Annotated in this window: 27 protein-coding genes and 1 tRNA gene; 21 read left to right on the forward strand and 7 right to left on the reverse strand. The window is 55.9% G+C overall.

Annotation, left to right across the window (positions count from 1 at the left end; all coding sequences use genetic code 11):
* Window positions 1–204 precede the first annotated feature (204 nt).
* The 15 genes from GCE01_RS09345 (at window position 205) to GCE01_RS17135 (ending at window position 7,462) form a co-directional block, all read left to right on the forward strand.
* Window positions 205–657 carry a helix-turn-helix domain-containing protein gene (locus tag GCE01_RS09345; protein ID WP_099212603.1) on the forward strand — a complete coding sequence of 151 codons (453 nt, stop codon included), beginning with the start codon at window positions 205–207 and terminating at the stop codon, window positions 655–657.
* A 580-nt stretch (window positions 658–1,237) separates the two neighbouring features.
* A complete protein-coding gene (locus GCE01_RS09355; protein ID WP_099212605.1) occupies window positions 1,238–1,531 on the forward strand; it encodes a hypothetical protein in 294 nt (97 codons plus the stop codon).
* Window positions 1,528–1,947 (forward strand): hypothetical protein, encoded by a 420-nt coding sequence (locus tag GCE01_RS09360; protein WP_145995789.1) that lies wholly within the window; start codon window positions 1,528–1,530, stop codon window positions 1,945–1,947. Before GCE01_RS09355 ends, GCE01_RS09360 begins: the two co-directional genes overlap by 4 nt.
* Window positions 1,944–2,210, forward strand: coding sequence for a hypothetical protein (locus tag GCE01_RS09365; protein WP_099212607.1), 267 nt, complete (start codon window positions 1,944–1,946; stop codon window positions 2,208–2,210). The genes GCE01_RS09360 and GCE01_RS09365 overlap by 4 nt, the downstream gene beginning before the upstream one ends.
* Entirely contained in the window at window positions 2,207–2,434 is a 228-nt protein-coding gene (locus GCE01_RS09370; protein ID WP_099212608.1) for a hypothetical protein, read from the forward strand. The genes GCE01_RS09365 and GCE01_RS09370 overlap by 4 nt, the downstream gene beginning before the upstream one ends.
* Complete coding sequence (locus GCE01_RS09375) at window positions 2,431–2,646, forward strand: helix-turn-helix domain-containing protein (RefSeq protein WP_099212609.1); 216 nt, start codon at window positions 2,431–2,433, stop codon at window positions 2,644–2,646. Before GCE01_RS09370 ends, GCE01_RS09375 begins: the two co-directional genes overlap by 4 nt.
* Window positions 2,639–3,316 (forward strand): hypothetical protein, encoded by a 678-nt coding sequence (locus GCE01_RS09380; protein WP_099212610.1) that lies wholly within the window; start codon window positions 2,639–2,641, stop codon window positions 3,314–3,316. Before GCE01_RS09375 ends, GCE01_RS09380 begins: the two co-directional genes overlap by 8 nt.
* The gene (locus tag GCE01_RS09385; RefSeq protein WP_099212611.1) at window positions 3,313–3,870 is read left to right on the forward strand and encodes a hypothetical protein; all 558 of its coding nucleotides are present in this window, start codon (window positions 3,313–3,315) and stop codon (window positions 3,868–3,870) included. Before GCE01_RS09380 ends, GCE01_RS09385 begins: the two co-directional genes overlap by 4 nt.
* A complete protein-coding gene (locus tag GCE01_RS09390) occupies window positions 3,867–4,076 on the forward strand; it encodes a hypothetical protein (RefSeq protein ID WP_099212612.1) in 210 nt (69 codons plus the stop codon). The genes GCE01_RS09385 and GCE01_RS09390 overlap by 4 nt, the downstream gene beginning before the upstream one ends.
* Entirely contained in the window at window positions 4,073–4,699 is a 627-nt protein-coding gene (locus GCE01_RS09395; RefSeq protein ID WP_099212613.1) for a hypothetical protein, read from the forward strand. Before GCE01_RS09390 ends, GCE01_RS09395 begins: the two co-directional genes overlap by 4 nt.
* Complete coding sequence (locus tag GCE01_RS09400; RefSeq protein ID WP_099212614.1) at window positions 4,699–4,884, forward strand: hypothetical protein; 186 nt, start codon at window positions 4,699–4,701, stop codon at window positions 4,882–4,884. Before GCE01_RS09395 ends, GCE01_RS09400 begins: the two co-directional genes overlap by 1 nt.
* A complete protein-coding gene (locus GCE01_RS09405; protein ID WP_099212615.1) occupies window positions 4,881–5,201 on the forward strand; it encodes a hypothetical protein in 321 nt (106 codons plus the stop codon). The genes GCE01_RS09400 and GCE01_RS09405 overlap by 4 nt, the downstream gene beginning before the upstream one ends.
* A complete protein-coding gene (locus GCE01_RS09410) occupies window positions 5,198–6,010 on the forward strand; it encodes a hypothetical protein (RefSeq protein ID WP_099212616.1) in 813 nt (270 codons plus the stop codon). The genes GCE01_RS09405 and GCE01_RS09410 overlap by 4 nt, the downstream gene beginning before the upstream one ends.
* Window positions 6,007–6,168 (forward strand): hypothetical protein, encoded by a 162-nt coding sequence (locus tag GCE01_RS16875; RefSeq protein WP_167386145.1) that lies wholly within the window; start codon window positions 6,007–6,009, stop codon window positions 6,166–6,168. The genes GCE01_RS09410 and GCE01_RS16875 overlap by 4 nt, the downstream gene beginning before the upstream one ends.
* Window positions 6,169–6,367: 199 nt before the next feature.
* Window positions 6,368–7,462: a tyrosine-type recombinase/integrase gene (locus GCE01_RS17135; protein ID WP_099212617.1), complete on the forward strand. Its 1,095-nt coding sequence runs from the start codon at window positions 6,368–6,370 to the stop codon at window positions 7,460–7,462.
* 151 nt (window positions 7,463–7,613) lie between these two features.
* On the opposite strand, the gene GCE01_RS09420 is transcribed toward GCE01_RS17135, so the two are convergent.
* Window positions 7,614–7,688 (reverse strand) — tRNA-Val (locus GCE01_RS09420).
* Between the two features lie 122 nt (window positions 7,689–7,810).
* Between GCE01_RS09420 and GCE01_RS09425 the strand changes: the two genes are divergently transcribed.
* Window positions 7,811–8,950 (forward strand): acyltransferase family protein, encoded by a 1,140-nt coding sequence (locus GCE01_RS09425; RefSeq protein ID WP_099212618.1) that lies wholly within the window; start codon window positions 7,811–7,813, stop codon window positions 8,948–8,950.
* A gap of 67 nt (window positions 8,951–9,017) precedes the next feature.
* On the opposite strand, the gene GCE01_RS09430 is transcribed toward GCE01_RS09425, so the two are convergent.
* The 3 genes from GCE01_RS09430 to GCE01_RS09440 form a co-directional block, all read right to left on the reverse strand.
* Complete coding sequence (locus GCE01_RS09430; RefSeq protein WP_099212619.1) at window positions 9,018–9,974, reverse strand: glycosyltransferase family 2 protein; 957 nt, start codon at window positions 9,972–9,974, stop codon at window positions 9,018–9,020.
* Window positions 9,975–10,171: 197 nt separating this feature from the next.
* A complete protein-coding gene (locus GCE01_RS09435) occupies window positions 10,172–12,046 on the reverse strand; it encodes a hypothetical protein (RefSeq protein ID WP_099212620.1) in 1,875 nt (624 codons plus the stop codon).
* An 11-nt stretch (window positions 12,047–12,057) separates the two neighbouring features.
* Window positions 12,058–12,990 carry a mitochondrial fission ELM1 family protein gene (locus GCE01_RS09440; protein WP_099212621.1) on the reverse strand — a complete coding sequence of 311 codons (933 nt, stop codon included), beginning with the start codon at window positions 12,988–12,990 and terminating at the stop codon, window positions 12,058–12,060.
* Between GCE01_RS09440 and GCE01_RS09445 the strand changes: the two genes are divergently transcribed.
* Entirely contained in the window at window positions 12,974–14,212 is a 1,239-nt protein-coding gene (locus GCE01_RS09445; RefSeq protein WP_064272880.1) for a DEAD/DEAH box helicase, read from the forward strand. The genes GCE01_RS09440 and GCE01_RS09445 overlap by 17 nt on opposite strands.
* On the opposite strand, the gene GCE01_RS09450 is transcribed toward GCE01_RS09445, so the two are convergent.
* A complete protein-coding gene (locus tag GCE01_RS09450) occupies window positions 14,209–15,276 on the reverse strand; it encodes a glycosyltransferase family 4 protein (RefSeq protein WP_099212622.1) in 1,068 nt (355 codons plus the stop codon). The two genes, GCE01_RS09445 and GCE01_RS09450, sit on opposite strands and share 4 nt — an antisense overlap.
* Window positions 15,273–16,469, reverse strand: coding sequence for a glycosyltransferase family 4 protein (locus GCE01_RS09455; protein ID WP_099212623.1), 1,197 nt, complete (start codon window positions 16,467–16,469; stop codon window positions 15,273–15,275). Before GCE01_RS09455 ends, GCE01_RS09450 begins: the two co-directional genes overlap by 4 nt.
* 169 nt (window positions 16,470–16,638) lie before the next feature.
* Between GCE01_RS09455 and argE the strand changes: the two genes are divergently transcribed.
* Together argE and GCE01_RS09465 are read left to right on the forward strand one after the other, a co-directional pair.
* Complete coding sequence (gene argE / locus GCE01_RS09460; protein ID WP_099212624.1) at window positions 16,639–17,814, forward strand: acetylornithine deacetylase; 1,176 nt, start codon at window positions 16,639–16,641, stop codon at window positions 17,812–17,814.
* A complete protein-coding gene (locus tag GCE01_RS09465) occupies window positions 17,811–18,860 on the forward strand; it encodes a M14 family metallopeptidase (protein ID WP_099212625.1) in 1,050 nt (349 codons plus the stop codon). Before argE ends, GCE01_RS09465 begins: the two co-directional genes overlap by 4 nt.
* Here the strand turns inward: GCE01_RS09465 and glyA are convergent.
* A complete protein-coding gene (gene glyA / locus GCE01_RS09470; protein WP_099212626.1) occupies window positions 18,857–20,161 on the reverse strand; it encodes a serine hydroxymethyltransferase in 1,305 nt (434 codons plus the stop codon). The genes GCE01_RS09465 and glyA overlap by 4 nt on opposite strands.
* 92 nt (window positions 20,162–20,253) lie before the next feature.
* Here glyA and GCE01_RS09475 point away from each other — a divergent pair, with 92 nt between their 5' ends.
* Together GCE01_RS09475 and hemB are read left to right on the forward strand one after the other, a co-directional pair.
* Window positions 20,254–21,687 carry an APC family permease gene (locus GCE01_RS09475; protein ID WP_099212627.1) on the forward strand — a complete coding sequence of 478 codons (1,434 nt, stop codon included), beginning with the start codon at window positions 20,254–20,256 and terminating at the stop codon, window positions 21,685–21,687.
* 25 nt (window positions 21,688–21,712) lie between these two features.
* Window positions 21,713–22,711 (forward strand): porphobilinogen synthase, encoded by a 999-nt coding sequence (gene hemB, locus GCE01_RS09480; RefSeq protein WP_167386146.1) that lies wholly within the window; start codon window positions 21,713–21,715, stop codon window positions 22,709–22,711.
* The last annotated feature ends 55 nt before the right edge of the window (window positions 22,712–22,766 follow it).

Here is a 22,766-nt window from a genome sequence, read left to right on the forward strand (position 1 = left end):
GATCATCACGCAGCGCGCTCCGCTTTTTCCGCTAACGTCAGCGGCTCAGGGCCGAAGACGTCTGGACGGATGATATGAACGGAAACGCCGGAAAGCTCGGAAATAACCCGGGCATGACATGGCGGGATCTTATCCCAGCCACAGACTGTCGAATGATGGCGGTGAATCACTTGGCTTACGCGAAGTGGCCCCCCAGCCTTTCGAATGATCTCTTTCGTGTTCATAGCCAATATGTGGGACATTCCCACCATTGGTGTCAATCGAAATGTGGGAAAATCCCGCCCTCGAAATCCTTTGTTCGGCCAAAATCCTTCTATGAAAACATCTAATCTGCAATCTCGATTGAGAACATTAAGAGAACAAAAAGGCTTGACGCAAGCTGCCGCTGCGGTGGAGATAGGGATATCGCGCGCCCATCTCACAAAAATAGAGACTGGAGCTGATGCACCTGGGAGAGCAACGCTCGTGGCTATTGCCAACTATTTTGATGTCTCTTTGGACTGGCTAACAAGCGGCAACGGGAACATGAAGCCCGCCCGCGCACTCAATGCTGGTGAAGCCGCATTGTTAGATGCATATCGTCGCATGCCAGAGACTGAGGCAACTGCCTTTTTGCAGTACGCATTAATCAGAACTCAGGGAGCGAATGATGCCTAGTATAACTCCTTATAATCAATTCCTACTACATACTTAGTAGCTCCATATATTGAGTATGCAGCACAATGTATCTCTCGTTTTTGTATATCGGCTCTGCAATAACCATCTGTCACATCAAGTTCTCTATTATCTACCCATAAATGTATTGCTTTCCCCTGTCCGTCTTTATCCGGAAGGTAGGTAAATCCATATATTCCGCTACTTCCTGAAAATTGGACCATCGTACGCCCACCCGAGAAATCTTTCAGAATCGCACTGTCGCAGCGAATGGGGACAGCCGTTCTCGCTAGATCGTCTTCCACGCCGCCATGTGCATAATTGGATCCTTTGAGACACGATCCATTCGACGTGATTATTCCCCCAGCGTGAGCTAAGGGGCTCAGCATCAGCATGATATCGATGCTCAGTAGAAAACTAAGTCCGCGCATAAATCCTTCCCTTTCGCAAACATGACGAAGTGCGAGAAAGGATTTCGCAACTATCAAAAATATTACTGTGGGGAATGCCCACAAAATTATCTTGACTTCATTGTGGGACAATCCCACATTCTCTCCATCGCCACCCGCGATGGAGAGATTTCATGTCGTTCGGATATACGCCCGAGCAGATCCGACTGCTCATTGGTCCTGAAACCCGTTTTGTTAAGGCTTATGACGCAGCGCTTTGGCATGTGACGCATGCTCCAGTGGCTTGTGCGCTTGCTAATCAGCTCGCGAACAAGAACGAGGCCATTGCTGCCCTTCTCGATGTCACCAGATCGCGTCACACGCGCTTTGAATGGCAGATGCGCGCTGAGCTGCACCGCGTTATCGCCACAGCTTTCCGCTGCAAATCCCCGAAATTCCAGATCGCATACGAGGGAGCCGCAGCATGAAGCGCCCCCTACCCCCAATGCTGATCTTCACGCGCACCCAGAGAGCGTTTGACCACTTCCTGTCTGAGAACATTGAGCCGGAAGCTCACAATCAGGCCCGGGATATCCAGATCCGCCTTCAGCATTGCCGCAACCTCGCTGCGAATGCCGAGCACGAGGGCGACAAGCGCATGGCCATGATCTGGGATGAAAGCGCATTCGGTCTTGAGGATCAGCTGCAACGCCTGCTGATGGCGAACCGGCTTCCGGAAGATGTCCCGGAAATTCCTGCGCCGCCCGCCCTCCGTCCGATCGCTACGGAACTCTTCAGCCAGCCTGAAATCAATCGCGCCCAGACCCTGAGCGCCTGGTGCGCAAAGCAGGTGGAGCATCTCCGGGCAATTACCGTAGGCGCAGCCATAAGGAAGTACCCATGAGCGGAAAGAGCATCCTGGCATCAGGGGCCCTCTCCGGGACCTTTGCCCTGATTGGGGTCTTCATCGGCTCACGCCTGGTCAAGCCTCCTGCTCCATTCGTCGCCCCCAAGGGAGCAGGGATTGTCGTCCCAAAAGCGAATGGAACAAAACCGATGCCTCCGCCGATACGGCGGGAGGATGTCGCACCGAAGCCGGTTCCCAGCACAGGGAGATTTTCCGACCTGTGTCTTTGGAAATCCTGCAACCGAGGTGGTGAGCTATGACCAAGGCAAAGCGCCCACCTTACGGGATTTGCGACAACAAGGGCCGCATCGTCATGCGCTATGCCACACGTCAGGGCGCAAACGTGGCCGCCTTGAGCTGGGCTCAGTGCAAGCGCGGCCCCGTGTCGATTAAGCATGGCCGGAAGGTCATCGCCAGGGCCACGCCTCACTGGCCAGATCACGCGACCCTCGACGAAGGGTTTACGCCGGATCTCCCGCTATGACCGGCCGCTCTTCCGCAAGCAATGCAGGCCGCAAGCCTAAAGTGGACCCGGAGCGCGTCCTCAAGCTGCTCGAACAAGGCATGCCCTTAAAGACGATCGGACAGCGCTTAGGCCTCTGCCCGACAACAGTGGGCTGGCGTCGAGATCAGTTCATCAAGCAGGGCCTGCTTTCCCCCGTTGCAACCTCTCACCGAGGCAAGAAAAATGGCTGACAAAACTGTTTTCGTTGAGGGTCGCGCCCTCGCCTTTGTGTCTTTTGCAACCGATCGTCGGTCCTGCCGCAGCCCCCTGCGCGGCATGCGCATCGAGCATCACAATGGCCAGACGATTTGTGCAGCGACCGATCGAAAGATCATGCTTTACGCTAGGTCCCGCGATGTAAATGAGTCGTTTGATCCGTTCTACATCGATACGCACCAGGGCGAGCGCCTGATCCATATCTGCCGCGACCGCGATATCGATCATGTGGCCTTCGAACTGACAGGCGAACTCATGATTGTCTGGCTCGCCCTGTCTGCCGACAACATCGAGATCGAGCGCGGGTTTATCCGTCTGATACGCCCGTCCGATATTCCAGAATGGGATTGGAGGTCCGCGCTCCCGTCAGAACCGTTCATGCCTGCGGAATTGCTTGAGGTGCTGAACCCCAGACCACTCAGCAGGGTCTGCCGCGCCATCGATCGCTACATTCGTGACGGGAGCGGATCTGTCAGCATCGTGTCCTGCGGCTCATTTCGCCCCGCCCTCATTTCCATCCAAAGCACCGATGACATCGGCGGCGCGATAACATCAGAGCAGACGAAATGGGCCGGGCCTCGCTGCCTGCCCGACTTCACGCGCCCGAATGCCGCGCTGCCAGATGCCCGCGAGGTGGCAGCATGAGCAAGCTTCCCATCACGAAGGCAGGCCAAAGCGCGCTTGCCGACATCATGACCAAAGCAGTCCAGAAAGCAGTGCTGGAGGGAGATGTAGATCAAGACCTGATCATCATCTGTCTGATCGCGCTTTTGATTGGAGGACGGTACACGGATCGAGATCTGTACGAGCCCATCCTGAAACATGGGTGTGTGCTGGAAACCTGCGAAATCACGGGCCTTGCGCTCCAGGTCATCGCAAGACATGCCGTGGTGGTTGCCCCACATCGTCGCACCAGTACCTCAAAAAACGATCAGAGCTATCAGATTGGCGAGATGATCGGGCGAATACTTGGAGCGGACGACTATATCGATCGGATTGATACCGCGTCAGTGCTTGAGCATTTCAACGGCAATGAGCTCTGGAAGATCGCCATTGATCAGAGGCTAGTGTCCGATCCGATTAGCGACGAAACAAAGCCTGCGAAGTATTCGGCCATCAAGCTGCGAGAGGCGATGGTCGGGAAAATGCCGAACTGGCGTCCGACCAGCTTTGCCACGTTCACGGAGGATCTGTCGTGAACGGACTTCATTCAGACATGCGCCAGCTACGCAAGCAGGCGGCGGCCCTTGGCTGGAGCGCTGGCCGCAGCAATGGCGGACATCTCAGGTGGACGCACGAAACAGGCGGGATTGTCTTCAGCTCATCCACGCCAGGCGACGTCCGATCAATCCGCAACACTCTCGCCCAGATCAAGCGCAGCACGCCGAAAGGAGCCGCGAAATGACCCAGAACACGGAACAGAACGTGCGGACTGTGCGCGAACAGGACGGCCAAGTTCAGGAAATGCACGCGGATATGGTGAAAGCCGTTTGCGGTCGTCGAAGCGATTACCCTGAAGATGTATTCCGGGCATACCTGAAGCGTCATATCGTCCTGGCCGAAGCCCGAGGCGCGGAAGAACAGCGCCGGAAGGATGCGGAGGGGGATAGGCCTGTTGCTTGGCAGGTTCGTGATATGCGCGGCGGAGCATGGCCTTGGAAACAGTGCTCCGAAAGCGCGCATGAAGAATACAAAAAGCACAGTACTGTTGAGACACGGGAGCTATTCTCCCGCCCCGCCAACGTCGCCGCGCTGGAAGCCCGCATTGCGGAGCTGACTGAAGCCGAGCAGCTTGCGCGGGCTGATGCCGAGGCGAGTAAGGCGCGTTACGCCATTCTGCACGCTGCCGCGCTCTCACTTGTCGTCTCCTGTGAACAGGACATGTGCGGTGAGGCAGTAGCGGACGAATTGGACAGCGAACCAGTTTCTTTCTTCCAGAAAGAGGACGGGACTATCGGCCATAGTATTCTGACGTTCGGACATATTCGCAACGCCCGCGCCGCCCTCACACGCGAGGGAGGGGTGTGATGGACAAAAACGTCATGGACGTCGCTACACGCGCCATCCGCATCCAGATCGCAGATGAACAGCGAGGCATGGTGCTAGCTCAGGAGCGTATCAACGCTCTCACAAAGGCAGAAATTAGAGTTGAGCAAGCTATAGCCGACTTTGAAAAAGCACAGGCACGCAAGCCCGCAGGAGACCCGGCATGAAGGCGAATGCAGTAGGAAAAGTGCGCCACAAAACCGCAACGATGCTGTCAAAAGCCTTCGAACGTGCGGGCGTAAGCGTCCTGCCATTCGATGGAAGCAATCTCGTGCCTGCAACAGGGTATTGGAAGAAAGCAGATTGTTTCCGGTGGGAAACTGTTGGTTTGAAAGCGGTCAATCCGGCTTCGGGCAACGCGATGGGACTTTCTGTAGGCTCATGGGACACTATGACTGACATTCTGAAGGCGGGGAGATTGGACCTTACTCAAGAGCGCCTCGGCGGCTGGGAAGCTCATGCGCGCGCAGGAGACCCGGCATGAGCGGGCGGACGGATACGGATCAGTACGTCATCGTGGATCTGCGCCGAGAGTGGGCACGGCGGCGGTTCCTGACATTCTGGCGCCCCAACTGCGCAGGGTACGTATACCCGCTTTCATGGGCTGGCGATTACGCCAGAGCTACAGTGATCGAGAAAGATGAGTACCTGACAAGGCGTCGATATTCTGTTGCGACCGGCAAGTACACTGGCAAATGGGAGCGCTTTGCTGTCCTGCGATCAGTCGCAGAAGCAATTGCCATCGCCCCACCACCTGGTCAGATCGATGGGAACGCAGGACCTGTCGTGGTCAACAACAAGAAGAACCGGGATCACCTGATCGCAAACCGGCTGCGGCTACCGCCGACCGAGCGCATCCGTAAGGCTTGGACAGTGCGCGTGGCCTGGTGGGATGAGGGTGATGGCTGCATCCTGTATGGACCCTCAGCCAGCAAGGTTCGCGCCAAAGTACAGAGGGATGTTGACGGCGTCTCATTTGCAGGCATCACAGTCCGGCGCTGCAAAGAAAAGGACATCACTCTCCCTGCTCCAGGTGAAGTTGCCCTGGGACTGACACCCAAAGAGCGGCATGCGCTCCTGCATGCGCATGGATCGACTTGTGGCGATGTCATGAAGGCAGGCTTCAGGGATTATTTCTACACGAGCGCAAACGATCCTGTTCTTTGCTCCCTAACGGAGAAAGGACTGATGCGGAAAACAGGAAAAGGTTGGGGAGATGAAAGCGTGTATTTCGTCACGACAGACGCGGGCAAGCACTGCGCGAACTCCCTTACGCCGGAGTACAACCCATGAACGAGCCTACAGATACGGAGCGACTGGATTGGCTGGAAAAGCAAGCAGCGTTCGCAGTTCTTGACGGCCATAGCGAATATTATCCCATTGACTGGGAATGCGCTCGCGATTCTCGAAAACGGATTGATAAAGCCATGGACGCGGAGTGGAGGCGATGAGTGATATCTCCTATCCATTGACGAGTGTATTTACCGTAAATGACGTGTTGTCTCACCTGAAAGGGCGCATCGGACGCAGGAAGCTCATGGATCACCTGCGCGCCACCCCATCTTTCCAGGGCGGACCAACCCATCTGCGATGGCCAAACAGGATCGTGTTTCGTCCCGCTGATTATGAACGTCTTTTGCTGAGCCTCGAATGTCCCTCAAAATCGTCAACCGCCATGGAACGCACCGCCTCTACATCCGCGGCACCGTCAGCGGACAAAGCATTAGCGAAAGCACGGGAACTTCTGACCCAGTCCGGGCGGAAGAATACCGCGCCAAAAGGGAAGCCGAGCTCTGGAAAGAGGCAGTCTATGGCAAGCGCGCTGTAGTCACATTTGCCCACGCTGTAGGCGCCTATCTTGAAGACTGCGAAAGATCCGAGACCACGAAATTTCATCTAAGGCGTCTTCTGGATCACTTCGGGACAACCCGTTTGATGGAGATCGCGCAACCCCAGGTCGATGAGGCCTACAAAGCTATTTTGCGAGATGGAGCCCAGGCTTCCCCCGCGACAAAAATGCGAGGAGTTTTGACTCCACTCAGGGCAATCATGGAGTTTGCAGCAATTCGCCAATGGTGCGAGAGACCCGCTTTTTCAACGCCAAAAATTCCCAAGCGCAGGACGAACTACTTACAGCCCGATGAAGTAGATCGGCTGATCAGTAGCGCCGCCCCTCACCTACGCCCGCTGATTATCTTCCTGGTCGGAACAGGCGCAAGACTATCCGAGGCCCTGGAACTCGAGTGGAAAGACGTCGACATCCGAGGGAAGCGCGCCGTTGTCTGGCAGAAGCAAGGCAACGAGCGCCGTATAGACCTGCCCCCTAGAGTGATTCGAGCGCTCCTCACCTTGGGATACCGCGACGGTCCAGTCTTCCGTCCAAGGATCAGGCGGCCTGATGCTCTTGGCGTGATCAACGACGGATATGCCAGTAAAGGACGCCTATCAGGCGGCCAGATCAAAAGTGCATGGGCCTCAGCTTGCAGAAAAGCGACGCTTCCCGGCCGGATTCGGGTTTGGACACCAATCGGCAGCAATACCCAGAAAAGCGCCTTTGTCCCCGAAATCACTCCTCATGATCTGAGACATACATGGGCAACCTGGCACTATTGTCTCCATCGAGACATCCTAAGACTGAAAGAAGATGGAGGCTGGGCAACAATTTCGATTGTCACGCGCTACGCAAAAAAGATGCCAGATGAGTACAGAAAAGATGTGGAAAACTGGCTTTCTCAGGCTGATTGAGCGTACAGAACAAAGTCAGAACAAACTGTACGGATTTTTGCCAATTCACTCCGAGTCTTGCGCGCGTTCAGGCGACAACCGGATGCACACCCAAGCAATATCCCGAATCGTGAAACCGGGAACAATATTGAGTATTTTCATGGAGTTCGAATGGTGGGCGCGACAGGGATTGAACCTGTGACCCCTGCCGTGTGAAGGCAGTGCTCTACCGCTGAGCTACGCGCCCATTCGTTGAGCGGGCTTTTAACAGTGGCGATACAGTCTGACAAGACGATTTTTTGGCCATGCCATCGCCTTTGTTTGAACTCATTGCGCCGTCAGAAATATTTTGTCTGACTGGGAGCGACAATGAAACGGAATGCAGCTTTGGATTGTCTGCGAGGAGCAGCAATTCTTTTTGTGATCAGTAATCATATTGGAATACGCATTCCCCTCTCTCATACGAGGTTGGCCAGCTTTCTGCCGCGTTGGTTCCTGGTGGGCCTGAACTATAATGGCGGTGAGGCTGTCAGCATTTTCTTCGTCTTGTCCGGCTTTCTGATTGCGTCCCGAATTACGCAGACCTTCGGTGCTTTGGATCGGATACAGCCGGTCAGGTTCCTCATTCATCGCGCCATTCGTATCCTTCCCTGCCTCGTGTTGCTTGTGAGCGTTCTGGGAGTGCTCGACTATGTCGGCTTTGAAGATTATCGCTTCTCAAAGCCGGGTCAGAGCTTCCTAGGCGCGACAATGGCAGCTTTCGGGCTGTATTTGAACGTGTGGCAGGCGCGGCATGGTTGGAGTGTTGCAGGCTGGACGATCCTTTGGTCCCTGTCGATTGAAGAGCTTTTCTATCTGCTGTTCCCGTTCCTCTGCCGATTGAATGTGTGGTTGCGTGTGGGCGTGCTCCTCCTGCTGGCTGTAACGGCACCCGTGTATCAGGTAACGCTTCAGGGCAATGAAATCTGGCGAGAGCAGGCCACCCTGACCGGTTTGGGAACCATTGCGCTGGGTGTTCTCATGGCAATCGTGGCAGCGCGGTATCGTCCTAACGGAAGCTGGCCCGTTGCGATGGGGGGCGTTGGTTTGCTGATGATGCTGTCAGAGATGTTTGGTCCGCCATCCTGGTGGCATCTGCTGTCTGACGGCTGGTTTGCCGTCCTTTATGGAGGCATTGCCATGCTGGTTTTGGCCTGTGGCTGGCGTTCATTTGAAGGTGGTCGATGGAGTTGGTGGATCCGTAGAATGGGGCAACTGTCATATGAGGTCTATCTCACTCACATGTTTGTTGTCATGGCTGCTGTTCGGATCTGGAGGCATAATCATTGGCCGCAAAGCAATGGATGGATTGTCTATCCAGTCTGCCTGATCGTGATCTGGGGGCTGGGCGAAGCTGTCTCGCGGCTCTTTACCAAGCCCGTTACCAAGTTTCTTGATCGAGCGTTGACGTCCCGGATCTATCAAAAAAGCCGAGTGACAAGTTCGGTTCAGCCGGAAGTGGGATGCTAATAGTCCGCCTCCGGCTTAGATGCTTCTTTTCAGAACGCGCGCAGTGAGTTGTCTCAGAACGCTATTTTTACTGTTCTTCCAGCAAGGGAGGTGCGGCCAGTGACAGGTAATGCATACGCTTCAACTCGCGTCGACCCAGTGTGATACTGTCCAGGATCAGGCCGCAAACCAGTGAGAGTGCTGCAAGGATCATACTGCCTGTGGCAAGGAGCGCTGTAGGAAGGCGTGGGACGAGCCCTGTGTTGAGGTAAGTCACCACGACAGGAATTCCGAGGATCAGACCGACAAGGGTAAAAAATAGTGAGAGCGCTGCGAAGAACATCAACGGGCGTTCCTGCTTCACCAGATTGATGATGGTTCTCAGGATTAGCAGTCCATCTGAGTAGGTGCGCAGCTTGGATGCTGAACCGGGCGGACGCTCGATATAAGCTGTTGGAATTTCCCCAATCGGCATGCCGAGTTCGAGGGCATGGACCGTGAATTCGGTCTCGGTCTCAAAGCCTGCAGAAAGAGCCGGGAAAGATTTTACGAAGCGCCGGGAAAATACGCGATAACCTGAGAGCATGTCACTGAGGCGACGGCCGAAGACGAGCGTTACCAGTCCTGTCAGTACCTTGTTGCCCAACACATGTCCGCGGCGATAGGCGGCTTCGCGGTCTGTTATGCGCGCACCATTTACCATGTCCAGCCCCTCTGACATGGCAGCATGAAGCATGCCGGGTGCTGCTGCAGCCTCATAGGTGGCGTCACCATCAACCAGAATATAATAGTCTGCCTCAATATCCGCGAACATCCGGCGGATAACGTGTCCCTTCCCTTTCATCCGCTCCGTACGGACAATTGCTCCCGCAGCTTTGGCGACTTCCTTTGTGCGATCTGTCGAGTTGTTATCGTAAACGTAAATATCTGCGCTCGGCAGTGCTGCACGAAAATCCTGCACAACCTTCTGAATGGTCACTTCTTCATTATAGCAGGGCACAAGAACAACCGTGCGAGAAGAAGAGAGATGCGCGTTGGAAAGCATTGAGATGGGACCAATATTCAAAATGTGTGGAATATCATCTTACAGAAGTATAAATTTATTCTGCGTAAAATTCAAAGGCCGATGGAAGCTAGTGGGTTCACTGCGGACGGACATGGTTTCGTCAGCTAGCGTAAGCCGCCGTGTTTCTTGTTGAAGAAAGGACCGTAACCCATTCCTCAACAAGAGGCCTGAAAGGTTTAGAAGCCGAACATGTGATCGAGGGAGAAGCCGCCTTCCCCGTTTTCAAGGCCATGGTACCCGAACAGGCGGCATGTGAGATCGCGGATCAGGATATATCCACCGACACCGGCTCGCTCCAGGTGGGCGCTCTCAAAAAGTTCATGGGGACGAACCATGTAGGAGCCTGATGGCTGGATGCGGATACCCGTCTCGGCCACCAGGGTGCCGTCAGCGGCATGAAGCAGCAGAACCGTTTCGGATTCATCCGTCCCCTCAATTGAGGCGGGATGAATCAGGCAACAGAAACTACGCAGATGATCATGCCCAAGCTTCAGGAAGAGACGCGTTGTCAGGCCCGGCGGTGGACCGGAGTAGGATTGCGGCTCGGAACGCCATGTCATGAGCGTGTTAAAGATGTGCGCTCCAAAGCTGGTTTCTGCCGCATGATCGGTCTCTCGGTTGCGATAGCGCATGAGCGCATGAAGCCAGCCGTCAGCTTCCCCTCCGTCTCGGAAGTCATATACCAGATCTGCATGCCCTGGCCGGTCTGTCAGGTCATGCAAGGCGATGGCTGTTGAGTGGCTGCGCGGAAGATTTCCAAGGAAGTGGGAGCCTACCGGCTGTCCGGCATCATCGAAAATATCCAGCCGCACAGGAAGCGTTTCCAGTGCCTCGGACATGGGGTTGGGTTGGATAAAGCTTTCAAATTTTGCAGGGTCCAGAATGGGAAAAGGCAGCAGAAAGCCTCGGCCTAGCGATGGTGCAAAATTTCTGATGGCTGGGTCCGGGCGAATATTGTCCCGCTCGATATTCAGGTGTGCAATGCGTGTGCGTCCACGCTGCGTTATTTCATAGCGCGGGCGAACCAGATGACGTCCTGCGCGCATTTCGAGCTGGGCAGGCCATGCGAGTTCGGGAAAGATTTTTCCAACATCGACCGCGATGGTCTCAAACGGGCCGATCGCCCGATCAACGCCACGATGTTCTTCCACGCCCATGGGGTTAAAGGTAATGCCTCCCGCCGGGATCGTGGTGGCATGGCTGTTCTGGACCCAGACGGTAAGGGTCTCATCTGCTTCCGGAGCCGGTAGCGTGGCATAACGGACAGATGGCCAGGCATTGGCGTCATGCGTGACGGACAGGCTTGGGTCACCGTTTCTGCCCCAGACATCCAGCGCGTACTTGACGACGTCATGCCCGCGCGCACCGATCACATGAATGAAAAGCTGCCCCATAAACGGCGGCAGGCTGAAACGTTCACGGATTTGGGCGCTATCGATTGTGATGCCTGCGCCAGACTGGGAAACGGGCTGCTCCCATTGGGCGATGACCTGCCCGGACTGGTCATAAAGACGTAGCCAGTAACGCAGATCCTGCGAACCATAATTGGACCAGTAGTTGGCCGTCACGATCCGCGTGGAGAACTGATCGTCATCCCGGAAAAAAGCAAAATTTGTCGCGAAATTGAGCTTGTCGAGATAGGGGCGACCACGGACGATCATATCATCGGGCAGGCGTGCCGGGGCGAGAGTGTGTAATGTGCGCCCGTTCAGGAGCTTGCCCAGACGACCGCGCATTTTCGCGTCATCGAACGAGAGCGCCAGAATGGTATCTGCCTCAGTGTTGGGCAGTTCCAAAAGGGCTTGCTTCGCCCCACCAAAGCCGTCGGGTTGGCCAACCTGCTCGGTATCATGAACCAGAACGACAGAAGGTTTTAGTCCGGGATAAAGGGCAACCAGCGTTCGGACGGTGTCTTCGGGGTCGTAAATGACGATTGTCTGCCCGGCGAAAGCCTTCTCCATGCGCGTCAGCGCTTCGGCTGCTAGCGGGTGGGCCAGCGCCTTGTAGAGCACGTTTCCACCCTGTGGACCGAAAGTGCGGATATCGAGCATAGAGGGCCCTTTCAGAGCTTCAGTCGTCGGCGCATTTCTCTCGCCACAGTGGGGGTGTCGTCAAGCGGCTGGACAGACCATGATGTCAAGGTCGGGTTGAATATGCGGACGCGCCCTGCTTCCTCAAGGGTTTGCACAAACCTGCCAATGCGGGCTGACTTGCCCGGAAGCGGAAGAACCATCACCGGTGCAGTCGTAGCGGCAGCTTCAGAAATCATGGAAACACTGTCTGTAGTCACGGCAATCATATCTGCGCAGGCAAGCATCCCGAGATAAGGATTGTTATCTCCCTGCCCTTCAAGAATGCGGATACCGGCTGGAACAAGCTTTTCCTTCAACACGGCAAGAGCGGCTGGGTCCGTCCGGCGTGAAGGGGTCAGGACAGCCTGCATTCCATTCCGGTTCACGAAAGCGATCAGTCCTTCTGCCATTTTGACTGCTTCCGCCGCCCCAAGAGAAAAGCGCCCGTTTGTGCCGCCGACCAGAATGGCAAGCAAAGGCCGCTCGTCACGTTTCAGACGATCAGCCCATAAGGCACGGGCATAATCCAGCTTCTGGGGCGTGACGGGGTGCAATGCATTGCGAGAGATCAAAACATTCGGGCCATTAATGCCGTCGTGACTGTTGGCAACAATAAGATTAAATTTTGTGAGGTCAGTTCGGGGATTTTGAAGCTGCACCACGGGCAACCCTTCCCGTTTGGCAACTGCTGCCCCTGCAATGCCTCCCGTTCCACCAATACTGATGATCAGTTTTGTGTCAGGCGCTATGGTGATGGGGGCAATGCGCTTTAAAGGGGACGGCCAGTATCGGGCCGGAATATGATTCCAGGGTTTACGGATCAGAACGGGTTGAAAGTCCCAGTCCATTCCTGCTTTCTCCGCGAGACCGGCACCTTGCGCACGCATCCCGGCGAAGTCTTCGGCGATGATCGTGGCCTTCATGGTTGGACTCCGAAAAAAGACGCTATTTCCCGAAACGGAAGAAATTTGGCAAGAAGCGGATATGACGATGCCTGAAACACCTTCCATTTCCAATTCTGACGGTTTTGCCGAGTTTGGACTGATCCCCCCTCTTCTGGCCACGCTGGAGCAGGTTGGGCACAAACGCCCGAGCGCGATCCAGTCCCAGGCCATACCGCCGCTTCTGGCCGGGCGCGATGTGCTTGTCGCATCCCAGACAGGAAGTGGCAAAACTGCTGCTTTCGTGCTCCCCATGCTGCAGAAGCTGAATGAAGGGGAAGCTGCGCCGGGCCCGCGCGCTTTAATTCTTGAACCCACACGGGAGCTGGCCGCGCAGACTGCGGCGGTCTGCCGTCAGTTAGGGCGTCGCCTGTCTTTGAAAACGCGTGTGATCTGTGGCGGAACACCACGTGATCAGCAGTTGCGCACGATCCGCGATGGCGTTGACATTATTGTGGCCACGCATGGACGGCTGCTGGACCTGGTGATGCAGGGTGAACTGGTTCTGGAGTATTTGACCTACCTCGTGCTGGATGAGGCTGATCGCCTCCTGGATGAAGACTTTTCCGAAAGCATGACGGCGCTGACACCCTATTTCCCCGATGTGCCGCCGCAAACCGTCTTCTGCTCTGCTACGTTGCCGGAGCCGGTCATGGCTCTGGCCAAGCGTGTAACGCGTGATCCGGTACGGGTGGATGTTGCTGCTGAAACCTTCACCCCAAAGAAAATCCGCCAGCGCGCGATGTTTGTAGAAAAAGACGACAAGCCTGAAACTGTCGCACGTATTCTGGAGAGGTTTCCGGGCCGCAGCATGGTCTTCGCCCGCACTAAGGTGAATGTCGATCTGATGGCGAAGGTGCTTCGCCGTCATGACATTAGGGCGGAAACCCTGCACGGTGATCGGACACAGGGCGCACGAAACAAGGCTTTGGACCTGTTTAGACAGGGTCGCGTGCCTGTGTTGGTGACCACGGATATCGCCTCACGGGGGCTGGACATCTCCGATGTTGATCTTGTCATCAACATGGACATGCCGGAAACGCCTGAATCCTATGTTCACCGCATTGGCCGGACGGCCCGTGCCGGCAAGAAGGGCGCTGCGTTCTCTCTCATCAACAGTGATGAGCGTCTGTTCCTGCGCGATATTGAAAAGCACATTGGCTATCGCATTCGTATCGCAACAGAAGACGCACTCGACACTTAAGGGAGATAGCGGTCGAGAATATTTCTCCCCAGTTCCTGCCAGGCCAATGTACTGTCAGGAACTGGAAGGATTGGTGGTGGGTTTTTCAGAAGGCTGGTGATTGCCTCTGCGATAGCCGCTGGCTCCGGCTCACACAGTACCGCCTGTGAATTGTCAGCGAACTGCTCCGTGAGGCCACCCACATTCGTCGCGACGATATAACGCCCTCCTGCCGCGGCCATTGCGCCCACGCCACTTTGAGAGGCTTCCCGATAGGGAAGCAGCAATACGTCCGCCCAGCCAATCAGTTGTGACAGTTCATTTTCCGGAACCCACCGATTTTCGACCTGAACTCCGTTGATCTTCTGAAGCTCGGCTAGTTCAGGGCTATCGGGCCCCTGCCCGATAACGCGACATTCGATAGGAACATCAACCTGCGGGAGTGCCGCAGCCAACAGGTCCAGTCCCTTATAGGGCAGAAGACGTCCAAACATCAGTAGCTTGGGTTTTCCCTGATGGCTGAAAGGCGGAGCGGCGTTCGTCCCGATAAATGGTGGATGGGAAAGCGAGAGGATCCTTTTTCCCTGACACGATGCATCGCCTGAAAGTGTTTTGGCGACGTGCTGGCTAAAGGTGACCAGACTGGATGACTGCCTGATCAAAATGCGTTGAAGAAACATCTGTAACGGGTAACCGTCTCCCGGGTGGGCACGGGCATCGTGAATGATCGTGATGACCGGTACCCCGGCCCGCCGCAGAGCGTGCGCCATGAGAACATCAAGTGGCCCTGGCATTGCACAGATGGCAATATCGGGTCTGTTGCTCAGGATAGCCATGAAAAGACGTGTGATAATCACCGGTGCCTGCAGGAATTTGCAGAACAACCCGAACGCAGAGCGATACGTCCTGAATGTCAGGACATTCGCAGGAGCGTGATGGCTATGAAGGATTTCCGCTTGGTCGGAAAGCGAGAGCTGAACACTGGTTCGGGGAAGTGCAGCAAGCCCATTGGCAAGGTCCACCGCGATTCGTGGCCCCGCGCCTCGTTTTCCCCACTGCCAGACAAAAACTTTCCTGGCTGTCACCCCTGAACTCCTCCCGCCTGTACCGCTTGCAGAAGGCTCTGTCCGTTCAGTCGATCCTCCACACGCTTCATGGCGGCATTTCCCAGGCGTTCCCGAAGAGCGGGATTATCAGCGGCTTCTTGTAATGCCTGTGCTGCGGATTGAACGTCAGGGTTGGCCCAGCTGGTTTGCGGCATGTCGAGAACCCCCCGTGGATCCCGGGCGGGAGAGAGACTGTAAGCGACAGGAAGCCCGCATGAAGTATCCATGAACTCCGCCGTTGCAGACCAGTCCGTGGCGACAACGCAGCACCCCAGCGCCATGGCTTCCGCCACAACCAGTCCGAACCCTTCGCTCCTGTGAAGGGAAAGAACGATATCAGCGCAAGCCATGAGCGCCAGCGTGTCTTCGCTGCTGTAATGCGCTGTATCGAGACGAATATTAGGAGCCCCGCCGATCGCGGCCTGAATGGCGGCCATATCGTCTGGGTAGTTCTCTGTATGGCCAATCTTCAGCAGTAAAATCCGGTCAGAACGGATGCCGAACGCTTCACGAAAGGCCCGAATGGTATCGATGGGGTTCTTCCGAACCATACTGGACGCAAGATTAAACGAAACAAGAACAATGAGGGCATCATCTGGTAGGTTGAATGCCGCCCGGTCTTTCTGAGAGGGTTTTTGACCCGCGAGCCCAACAGGGTGTTCCACCACACGAACCGGGACTTTGAGGGGCGCGATCGCATCCGCGGTAAAGCGGGACGGTACCCAGATTTCATGAACATGTCGCCGGGCGTATGTCCATGTCTTTGGAATGACGGGCAATTCCCATGCCCAATAGCCGATCACTTTCCGGCCGTTCCGAAGAGAGCGCGGCATTCTGAGAAGGACAGAGGGGAGCATTGGCGCATTGACGTGAATGACAAGAGGTGCGCCTGCCCCGACTGCGTCCCCTTCAAGTCGCCGGGTGTCTATATCCCAGGTCGCACAGGGAATGTTCAGCTTGCGCAGAGCCTTCACCATCAGACGGGCGCCTTCGCCCAGTCCTGAACTGCGGCTCAGTTCTCCAGTCACAATAATGCCGGAAGCACGGGATGGATAAGTCTTGCTGATGCTGGGCGCGACGAGGGCTGTTGCCCATGCAAAAAACCGTCGTCTCGGTTCCTGGGGCAGTTTTTGCCAGACCCTGTGAGCAACAGAAAGATCAGGGTGGCTCACGGCATGTCCTTCAAGGCGTGTTTCGTACGGAGAAAAATCTGTTTCAGTTTAAAATCAGCTGCCGTCACGCCTGCTTCTTTACAACATGTTTCCTGCCTTGAGCATCAGCATCATAAAGCCGTTACAAGCTCTATGGCGACTGGCCAGGAACGTGCTTACACTACAATCCATGACCGATCCACGCACCATTCCTCCCCGGGTAGAGACGATTCTTGCGGCATTGGTCTCGTTTGATACGACCAGCCGCCATTCAAATCTTTCGATTATCGAATGGATCGAAGGTTATCTGGCTGCCCATGATGTCTCTTTTACCCGGTATCCGGGTGGAGATGACGGGAAGTGGAACCTGCATGCCGTTATCGGTCCAGAAAAAGCTGGGGGAATGGCATTCGCCGGGCATGTGGATTGTGTTCCGGTTGACGGTCAGGACTGGTCCTCGGATCCTTTTGTTCTCAGGGAAGAGAACGGCCGCCTCTATGGGCGCGGCGCCGCAGACATGAAGGGCTACGTCGCCTGCATGCTGGCCGCAGTGCCCGATTTCAAGGCCATGGATCTCCCCAAGCCCATCCATCTGCTTTTTACCTGCGACGAAGAAATTACCTGTGATGGTGCACGACACCTGATTGAGGACATAAAGCAGGCGCACTTGCTTCCTGACCTTTGCATGGTGGGAGAGCCAACCATGATGACGCCGGTGATCGCTCATAAAGGACGTTTCGCTGTTCGCGTCCGGCTGGTTGGAAAGCCTGGGCATTCGTCCCTGCCTCAAGGCGGAAAAAATGCCTTGCATGCCATGGGGCGAGCCATCGCCATTTGTGCTGATGAAGCTGACAGGCTTTCAATCAAGGGGCGTCGTGTTGACGGGTTTGTGCCGCCTTATACAACCATGCAGGTTGGCCTCGCATCTGGTGGCAGTATCCTCAATATCATTCCTGAGCAGGCCGAATTCGATGTTGAGTGGCGGAATGTTCCCGGCGATGAAGGCTCCGTAGAGTTTGAGAAGTTAAGTGAGGCCCTCTCTCCGCTGGATGAAAGTCTGAGAGAGGATAACCCCGGTGGAGGCATCAGCTACCTGCTGTTGGTGGACCTGCCTCCCTTGGCCCTGTCCGCCGACCATCTCCTGACAGAACTGACGTGCCAGATCACTGGCAGCAACACGACGGGAAAAGTGTCTTATGGAACCGAGGCTGGGATCTACCAGCGTGGAGCCATGGAGAGTATTGTCTGTGGTCCGGGAGATATTGCTCAGGCTCATCGTCCGGACGAGTTTATTGCGAAGGAACAGCTTGAACGCTGTGAAACAGTCATTCGGGATTTTGCACGGAGAGTAAGCGGGGCGGCATGAGTTGTAAGGCAGGACAGAGGCACCATCCGATCCGGCTTCGTCAGCCGCGCCTGACTGAAGACCTGCCCGGAAGCGGCCGTCCGCCTTTCCCACTGACCGTTTGTCTTGATCCACCAGATCTTTCGGCCTGGATTAGTCCCGCATCTGGAGTTCCCGGTGTCATGGTTTTTGACTCCGGCCAAAATGGCCCGGATGTCGTGATTACCGGTATGGTGCATGGGAATGAATATGCTGGTGGCCATGCCCTGGAGAGACTTCGACGTACTGCGCCTGTTCCTGCAATAGGACGGGTCACTCTTATTCTTGCCAATCTGAAGGCGTTTGATCGCTTTGATCGCTCCGCTCCGATGGCTTCGCGCTACAAGGATGAGGATCTCAACCGACTTTGGCATCCATCACGTCTGAACAGTGAGGAGCAGTCCAATGAACTGGAGCGCGCACGTGAGCTTCGCCCATTCATCGAGCGTGCGGATCTGTTGCTGGACCTTCACTCGACACTCTGGCCATCCAATCCGCTTTTCATTGTCCCGCCCAGGCGGCGGTCCAGTGATCTCGCCTGCGCCTTGGCCTCAGAAGCTGGATTGCCGACGCTGGTCCTGACAGATCTTGGGCATCATGGCGGTTCTCGCCTGATTGAACATGCACGTTTTATGGCCGTCGGCGGTACCGGGCGATCCTGTCTGCTGGAAGCCGGGCTACATTGGGAACCACAGACCGTTGATGTCATGGAGAAAGTCAGCCGTCGTTTTCTGGCTGAAGCCCTGAATGTGCATCTACAGGGGGTGGCTCAGGATAAAACGCAGCCAGTGAGGCTTGCGGTGGTGACGGATAATGTTACGGCAAAAAGTGCAGAGTTTAGTTTTGTTGAGCCTTGGGTTGGAAACACCTGTATTCCAAGAGCAGGAACGGTGATTGCCCGGGATGGCCATGACGCTATCTGCACGCCCTACGATGACTGTCTGCTCATCGTGCCCAACCTTCGCCCCAAGCAGGGGCAGCTTGCGGTGCGTCTGGCCAGACGCACCGCAGTCCACCTTAACTCTTAGGCAGAAGCGCGATCATAGATCGGGAAGCGACGGCAGAGCGCCTTCACTTCTTCATGGACACGGTTGGTCGTGTCATTGACGTCGCCCTCTTCCAGAGCTGCCGTCAGAACTTCGTCCATCATGCGGGCAATGGTGCGAAACTCGTCTTCGCCGAAACCACGTGCCGTTGCAGCCGGGCTGCCCAGACGAATGCCAGACGTGACGAACGGCTTTTCCGGATCAAACGGAATGGCGTTCTTGTTGGCTGTGATGCCAGCGCGTTCCAGAATTTCTTCCGCAAGCTTGCCCGTCACCTTCTTCGGGCGAAGATCAACCAGTACCAGATGGCTGTCTGTGCCGCCTGTCACGATATCGAAGCCACGTAGCTGAAGTTCGTCGGCCAGTGCTTTCGCATTGGCTACAACGCGCTTCTGGTAGTCACGGAAGTCATCCTTCAGGGCCTCACCGAAGGCAACGGCTTTGCCAGCGATGACATGCATCAGCGGACCACCCTGAAGGCCTGGGAAGACCGCAGAGTTGATCTTCTTGGCGAGCTCAGCGCTGTTCGTCAGGATGATGCCACCACGCGGCCCACGTAGCGTCTTGTGAGTCGTGGACGTCACGATGTCAGCATACGGTAGCGGGCTCGGATACAGGCCTGCGGCAACCAGACCGGCAAAATGCGCCATGTCCACCATCAGATAAGCGCCAACTTCGTCAGCAATCTTCCGGAAGCGCGGGAAGTCGATCACGCGCGGATAGGCGGAACTGCCTGCGACAATGATCTTCGGCTTATGCTCACGCGCCAGCTCTTCCATCTGATCGTAGTCGATCAGGCCATCCTGCGCGCGCACGCCATACTGAACGGCGTTAAACCACTTGCCGGAATAGTTCGGAGCTGCACCGTGGGTCAGATGTCCGCCAGCCGCGAGGCTCAGGCCCAGAATGGTGTCGCCCGGCTTTGCCATTGCCATGAAGGCTGCCTGATTGGCATTGGCGCCGGAATGCGGCTGCACGTTTGCAAATTCTGCGCCGAACAGCTTCTTAAGGCGCTCGATAGCAAGAGTTTCAACGCGGTCCACGTCAACGCAGCCACCATAGTAGCGCTTGCCAGGAAGGCCTTCAGCGTACTTGTTGGTCAGAACAGAGCCCTGCGCTTCCATCACGGCAAAAGATGCCATGTTCTCGGACGCGATCAGCTCGATACCATCCTGCTGACGGGTCAGTTCGTCATTCAGAATTGCGGCAACTTCGGCATCAGCCTCTTTCAGAGGCGCGTGGAAAAAAGGATTCAGCGTGGACTGGCTGGCGTGTTCCGACATCGTGGTCCATTCTCCAGGGTGAGTTCGCCCCGTCACTACCGCAGAATGCGCGCGTCGGCAAAAACAATCCGTGTTTCCAACGAGGATCTTTCATGACCAATCCGCTCTGGCGGACCAAGCCTGTGTCTTCCGCTGTGTCTGACAATACAGGCCTGAAACGTGTTCTTGGCCCCTGGCACCTCATCGCACTCGGCGTCGGTGTGACCATCGGTGCCGGCCTGTTCTCCCTGACAGGCGTTGCAGCAGGCCAGAATGCAGGCCCTGCCGTTACGTTGTCCTATCTTATCGCCGCCCTCGCCTGTGGATTTGCCGGCCTCTGTTACGGCGAACTGGCTGGCATGATCCCGTCCGGCGGGTCAGCGTATTCCTATGCCTATGCGTCCATGGGCGAGTTGATCGCCTGGATCATTGGCTGGGATCTTGTACTGGAATATACCGTGGGAGCGGCCGCTGTGGCCTCGAGCTGGTCGGGCTATGTGTCTTCCCTGCTATCCGGCTGGGGCATTACGATTGATCCGCGGCTTCTGGCGACGCCCATGACACCCGTGACACTAGCGGACGGGTCAGTGGTCAGTGCCTGGTTCAATTTCCCGGCTGTTTTGGCTATCTGGGTCGTGACTGCTTTGTTGATGCGTGGTGTCAGCCAGTCCGCTGCGGTGAATAATGTCATCGTGGTGATCAAGCTGGCAGTGATCGCTCTGGTGCTGGTGTTCTGCATCCCGCATATCAAGCTGGCCAATTATCATCCGTATATTCCGCCGAATGACGGCACCTTCGGGCATTTCGGCTTCTCTGGCGTGATGCGCGCCGCGGGGATGGCATTCTTTGCCTATCTGGGATTCGATATCGTCTCCACAACCGCGCAGGACAGCAAAAACCCGGCCCGGGATATTCCGGTCGGCATTATCGGAAGCCTGCTGATCTGTGGCGTTGTTTATGCAGTGTTCTCGGCGGTTCTGACGGGCGTTGTGAACTATAAGGTCATGGCGAATGATCCAAGCCCGGTTGCAACAGCGATTGATGCTGCGGGTGCCCCCTGGCTCGCCAGTCTCGTCAAACTGGGGATTACAGTAGGATACGTTTCTGTCCTGTTTGGGCTTCTTCTAGGTCAGGCGCGTGTATTTCTGGCCATGTCGCATGACGGGCTGTTGCCGAAAGTCTTCGCGAAGCTGAACACGCGCACGCATACACCCTGGACGTCCCACCTTTGCTTTGCTGCCCTGACAAGTGTTCTGACTGCAGTGCTGCCGATTGGTGAGTTGGGCAACATGACATCCATTGGAACGCTGCTTGCGTTCATCATTGTCTGCGTCGGCGTTCCACTCTTAAGAATAAAAGAGCCTCAGGCCCCACGCCTTTTCCGTGTGCCAGGTGGGCCGATTATTCCGGTTCTGGGCGTGCTGTCCTGCGGTGCGGTTATGGTGTCTCTGGATCTGCTGACCTGGGTCAGGCTGGTGGTGTGGCTCGTGATCGGGCTGGCGATTTATTTCTGTTACGGAGTACGTCACAGCCTGCTTTCCAGATAGAAAATATAGGAGCATGATTGGGGGCATGACGAACGCATCATTCCCCCTCTTCCGCCCGCGGCGTAATCGCCACGATGCCTTTACACGTCGGCTGGTTCAGGAAAATCGACTGCACGTCGATGACCTGATCTGGCCGATTTTCGTTTGTGAAGGCGAAAACCAGCGCCAGAAAGTGTCCTCCATGCCCGGTGTTGAGCGCGTCAGCCTCGACAATCTGGTGGAGCATGTCCGTCCGGCTGTTGAGCTTGGCATACCGGCGGTTGCCATCTTCCCCATCACGCCCGTCGAACTGCGTGATGCAACCGGCACTGAAGCCCTCAACCCGGACAATCTGATGTGCCGCGCATCACGCGTCATCAAGGAAGCCTTTCCGGAGCTTGGCGTCATTGGTGACGTGGCACTCGATCCCTACACGGATCATGGCCATGACGGTGTTATTAAGGACGGCCGTATCCTCAATGACGAGTCTGTCGAGATCCTGCGTCAGCAGGCGCTCAATCAGGCCCGCGCTGGAAACGACATTATTGCGCCGTCTGACATGATGGATGGTCGTGTGCAGGCGATCCGCGAAACACTTGATGCCAACGGCTTCGAAACTGTCCGCATCATGGCTTACACCGCAAAGTATGCTTCTGCCTTCTACGGGCCATTCCGTGATGCTCTGGGATCAGGTGGCCTTCTGACGGGCGACAAGAAAACCTATCAAATGGACCCGGCCAATTCGGATGAAGCTCTTCGTGAAGTCGAGCAGGATATTCGTGAAGGTGCGGACATGATCATGGTCAAGCCGGGAATGCCGTATCTGGATATTATCCGCCGTATCCGTGACCGTTTCGCTGTGCCGACCTTCGCCTATCAGGTGTCCGGAGAATACGCGATGCTTGCCGGAGCTATACAGAATGGCTGGCTTGAGCGGGATCGGACCATTATGGAGAGCCTTATCGCTTTCAAGCGTGCTGGCTGTAACGGCATTCTGACATATTTTGCGATTGATGCTGCCCGTCTTCTGAAAGAAGACCGCTGATTAATCGCCATGCACGAGGCGTTCAGGCTTATTACGGAGGCCTGAACGCAGAGGA

It is taken from the genome of Gluconobacter cerinus, from assembly GCF_002723935.1.
In the GTDB taxonomy this organism is placed as follows: Bacteria; Pseudomonadota; Alphaproteobacteria; order Acetobacterales; family Acetobacteraceae; genus Gluconobacter; species Gluconobacter cerinus.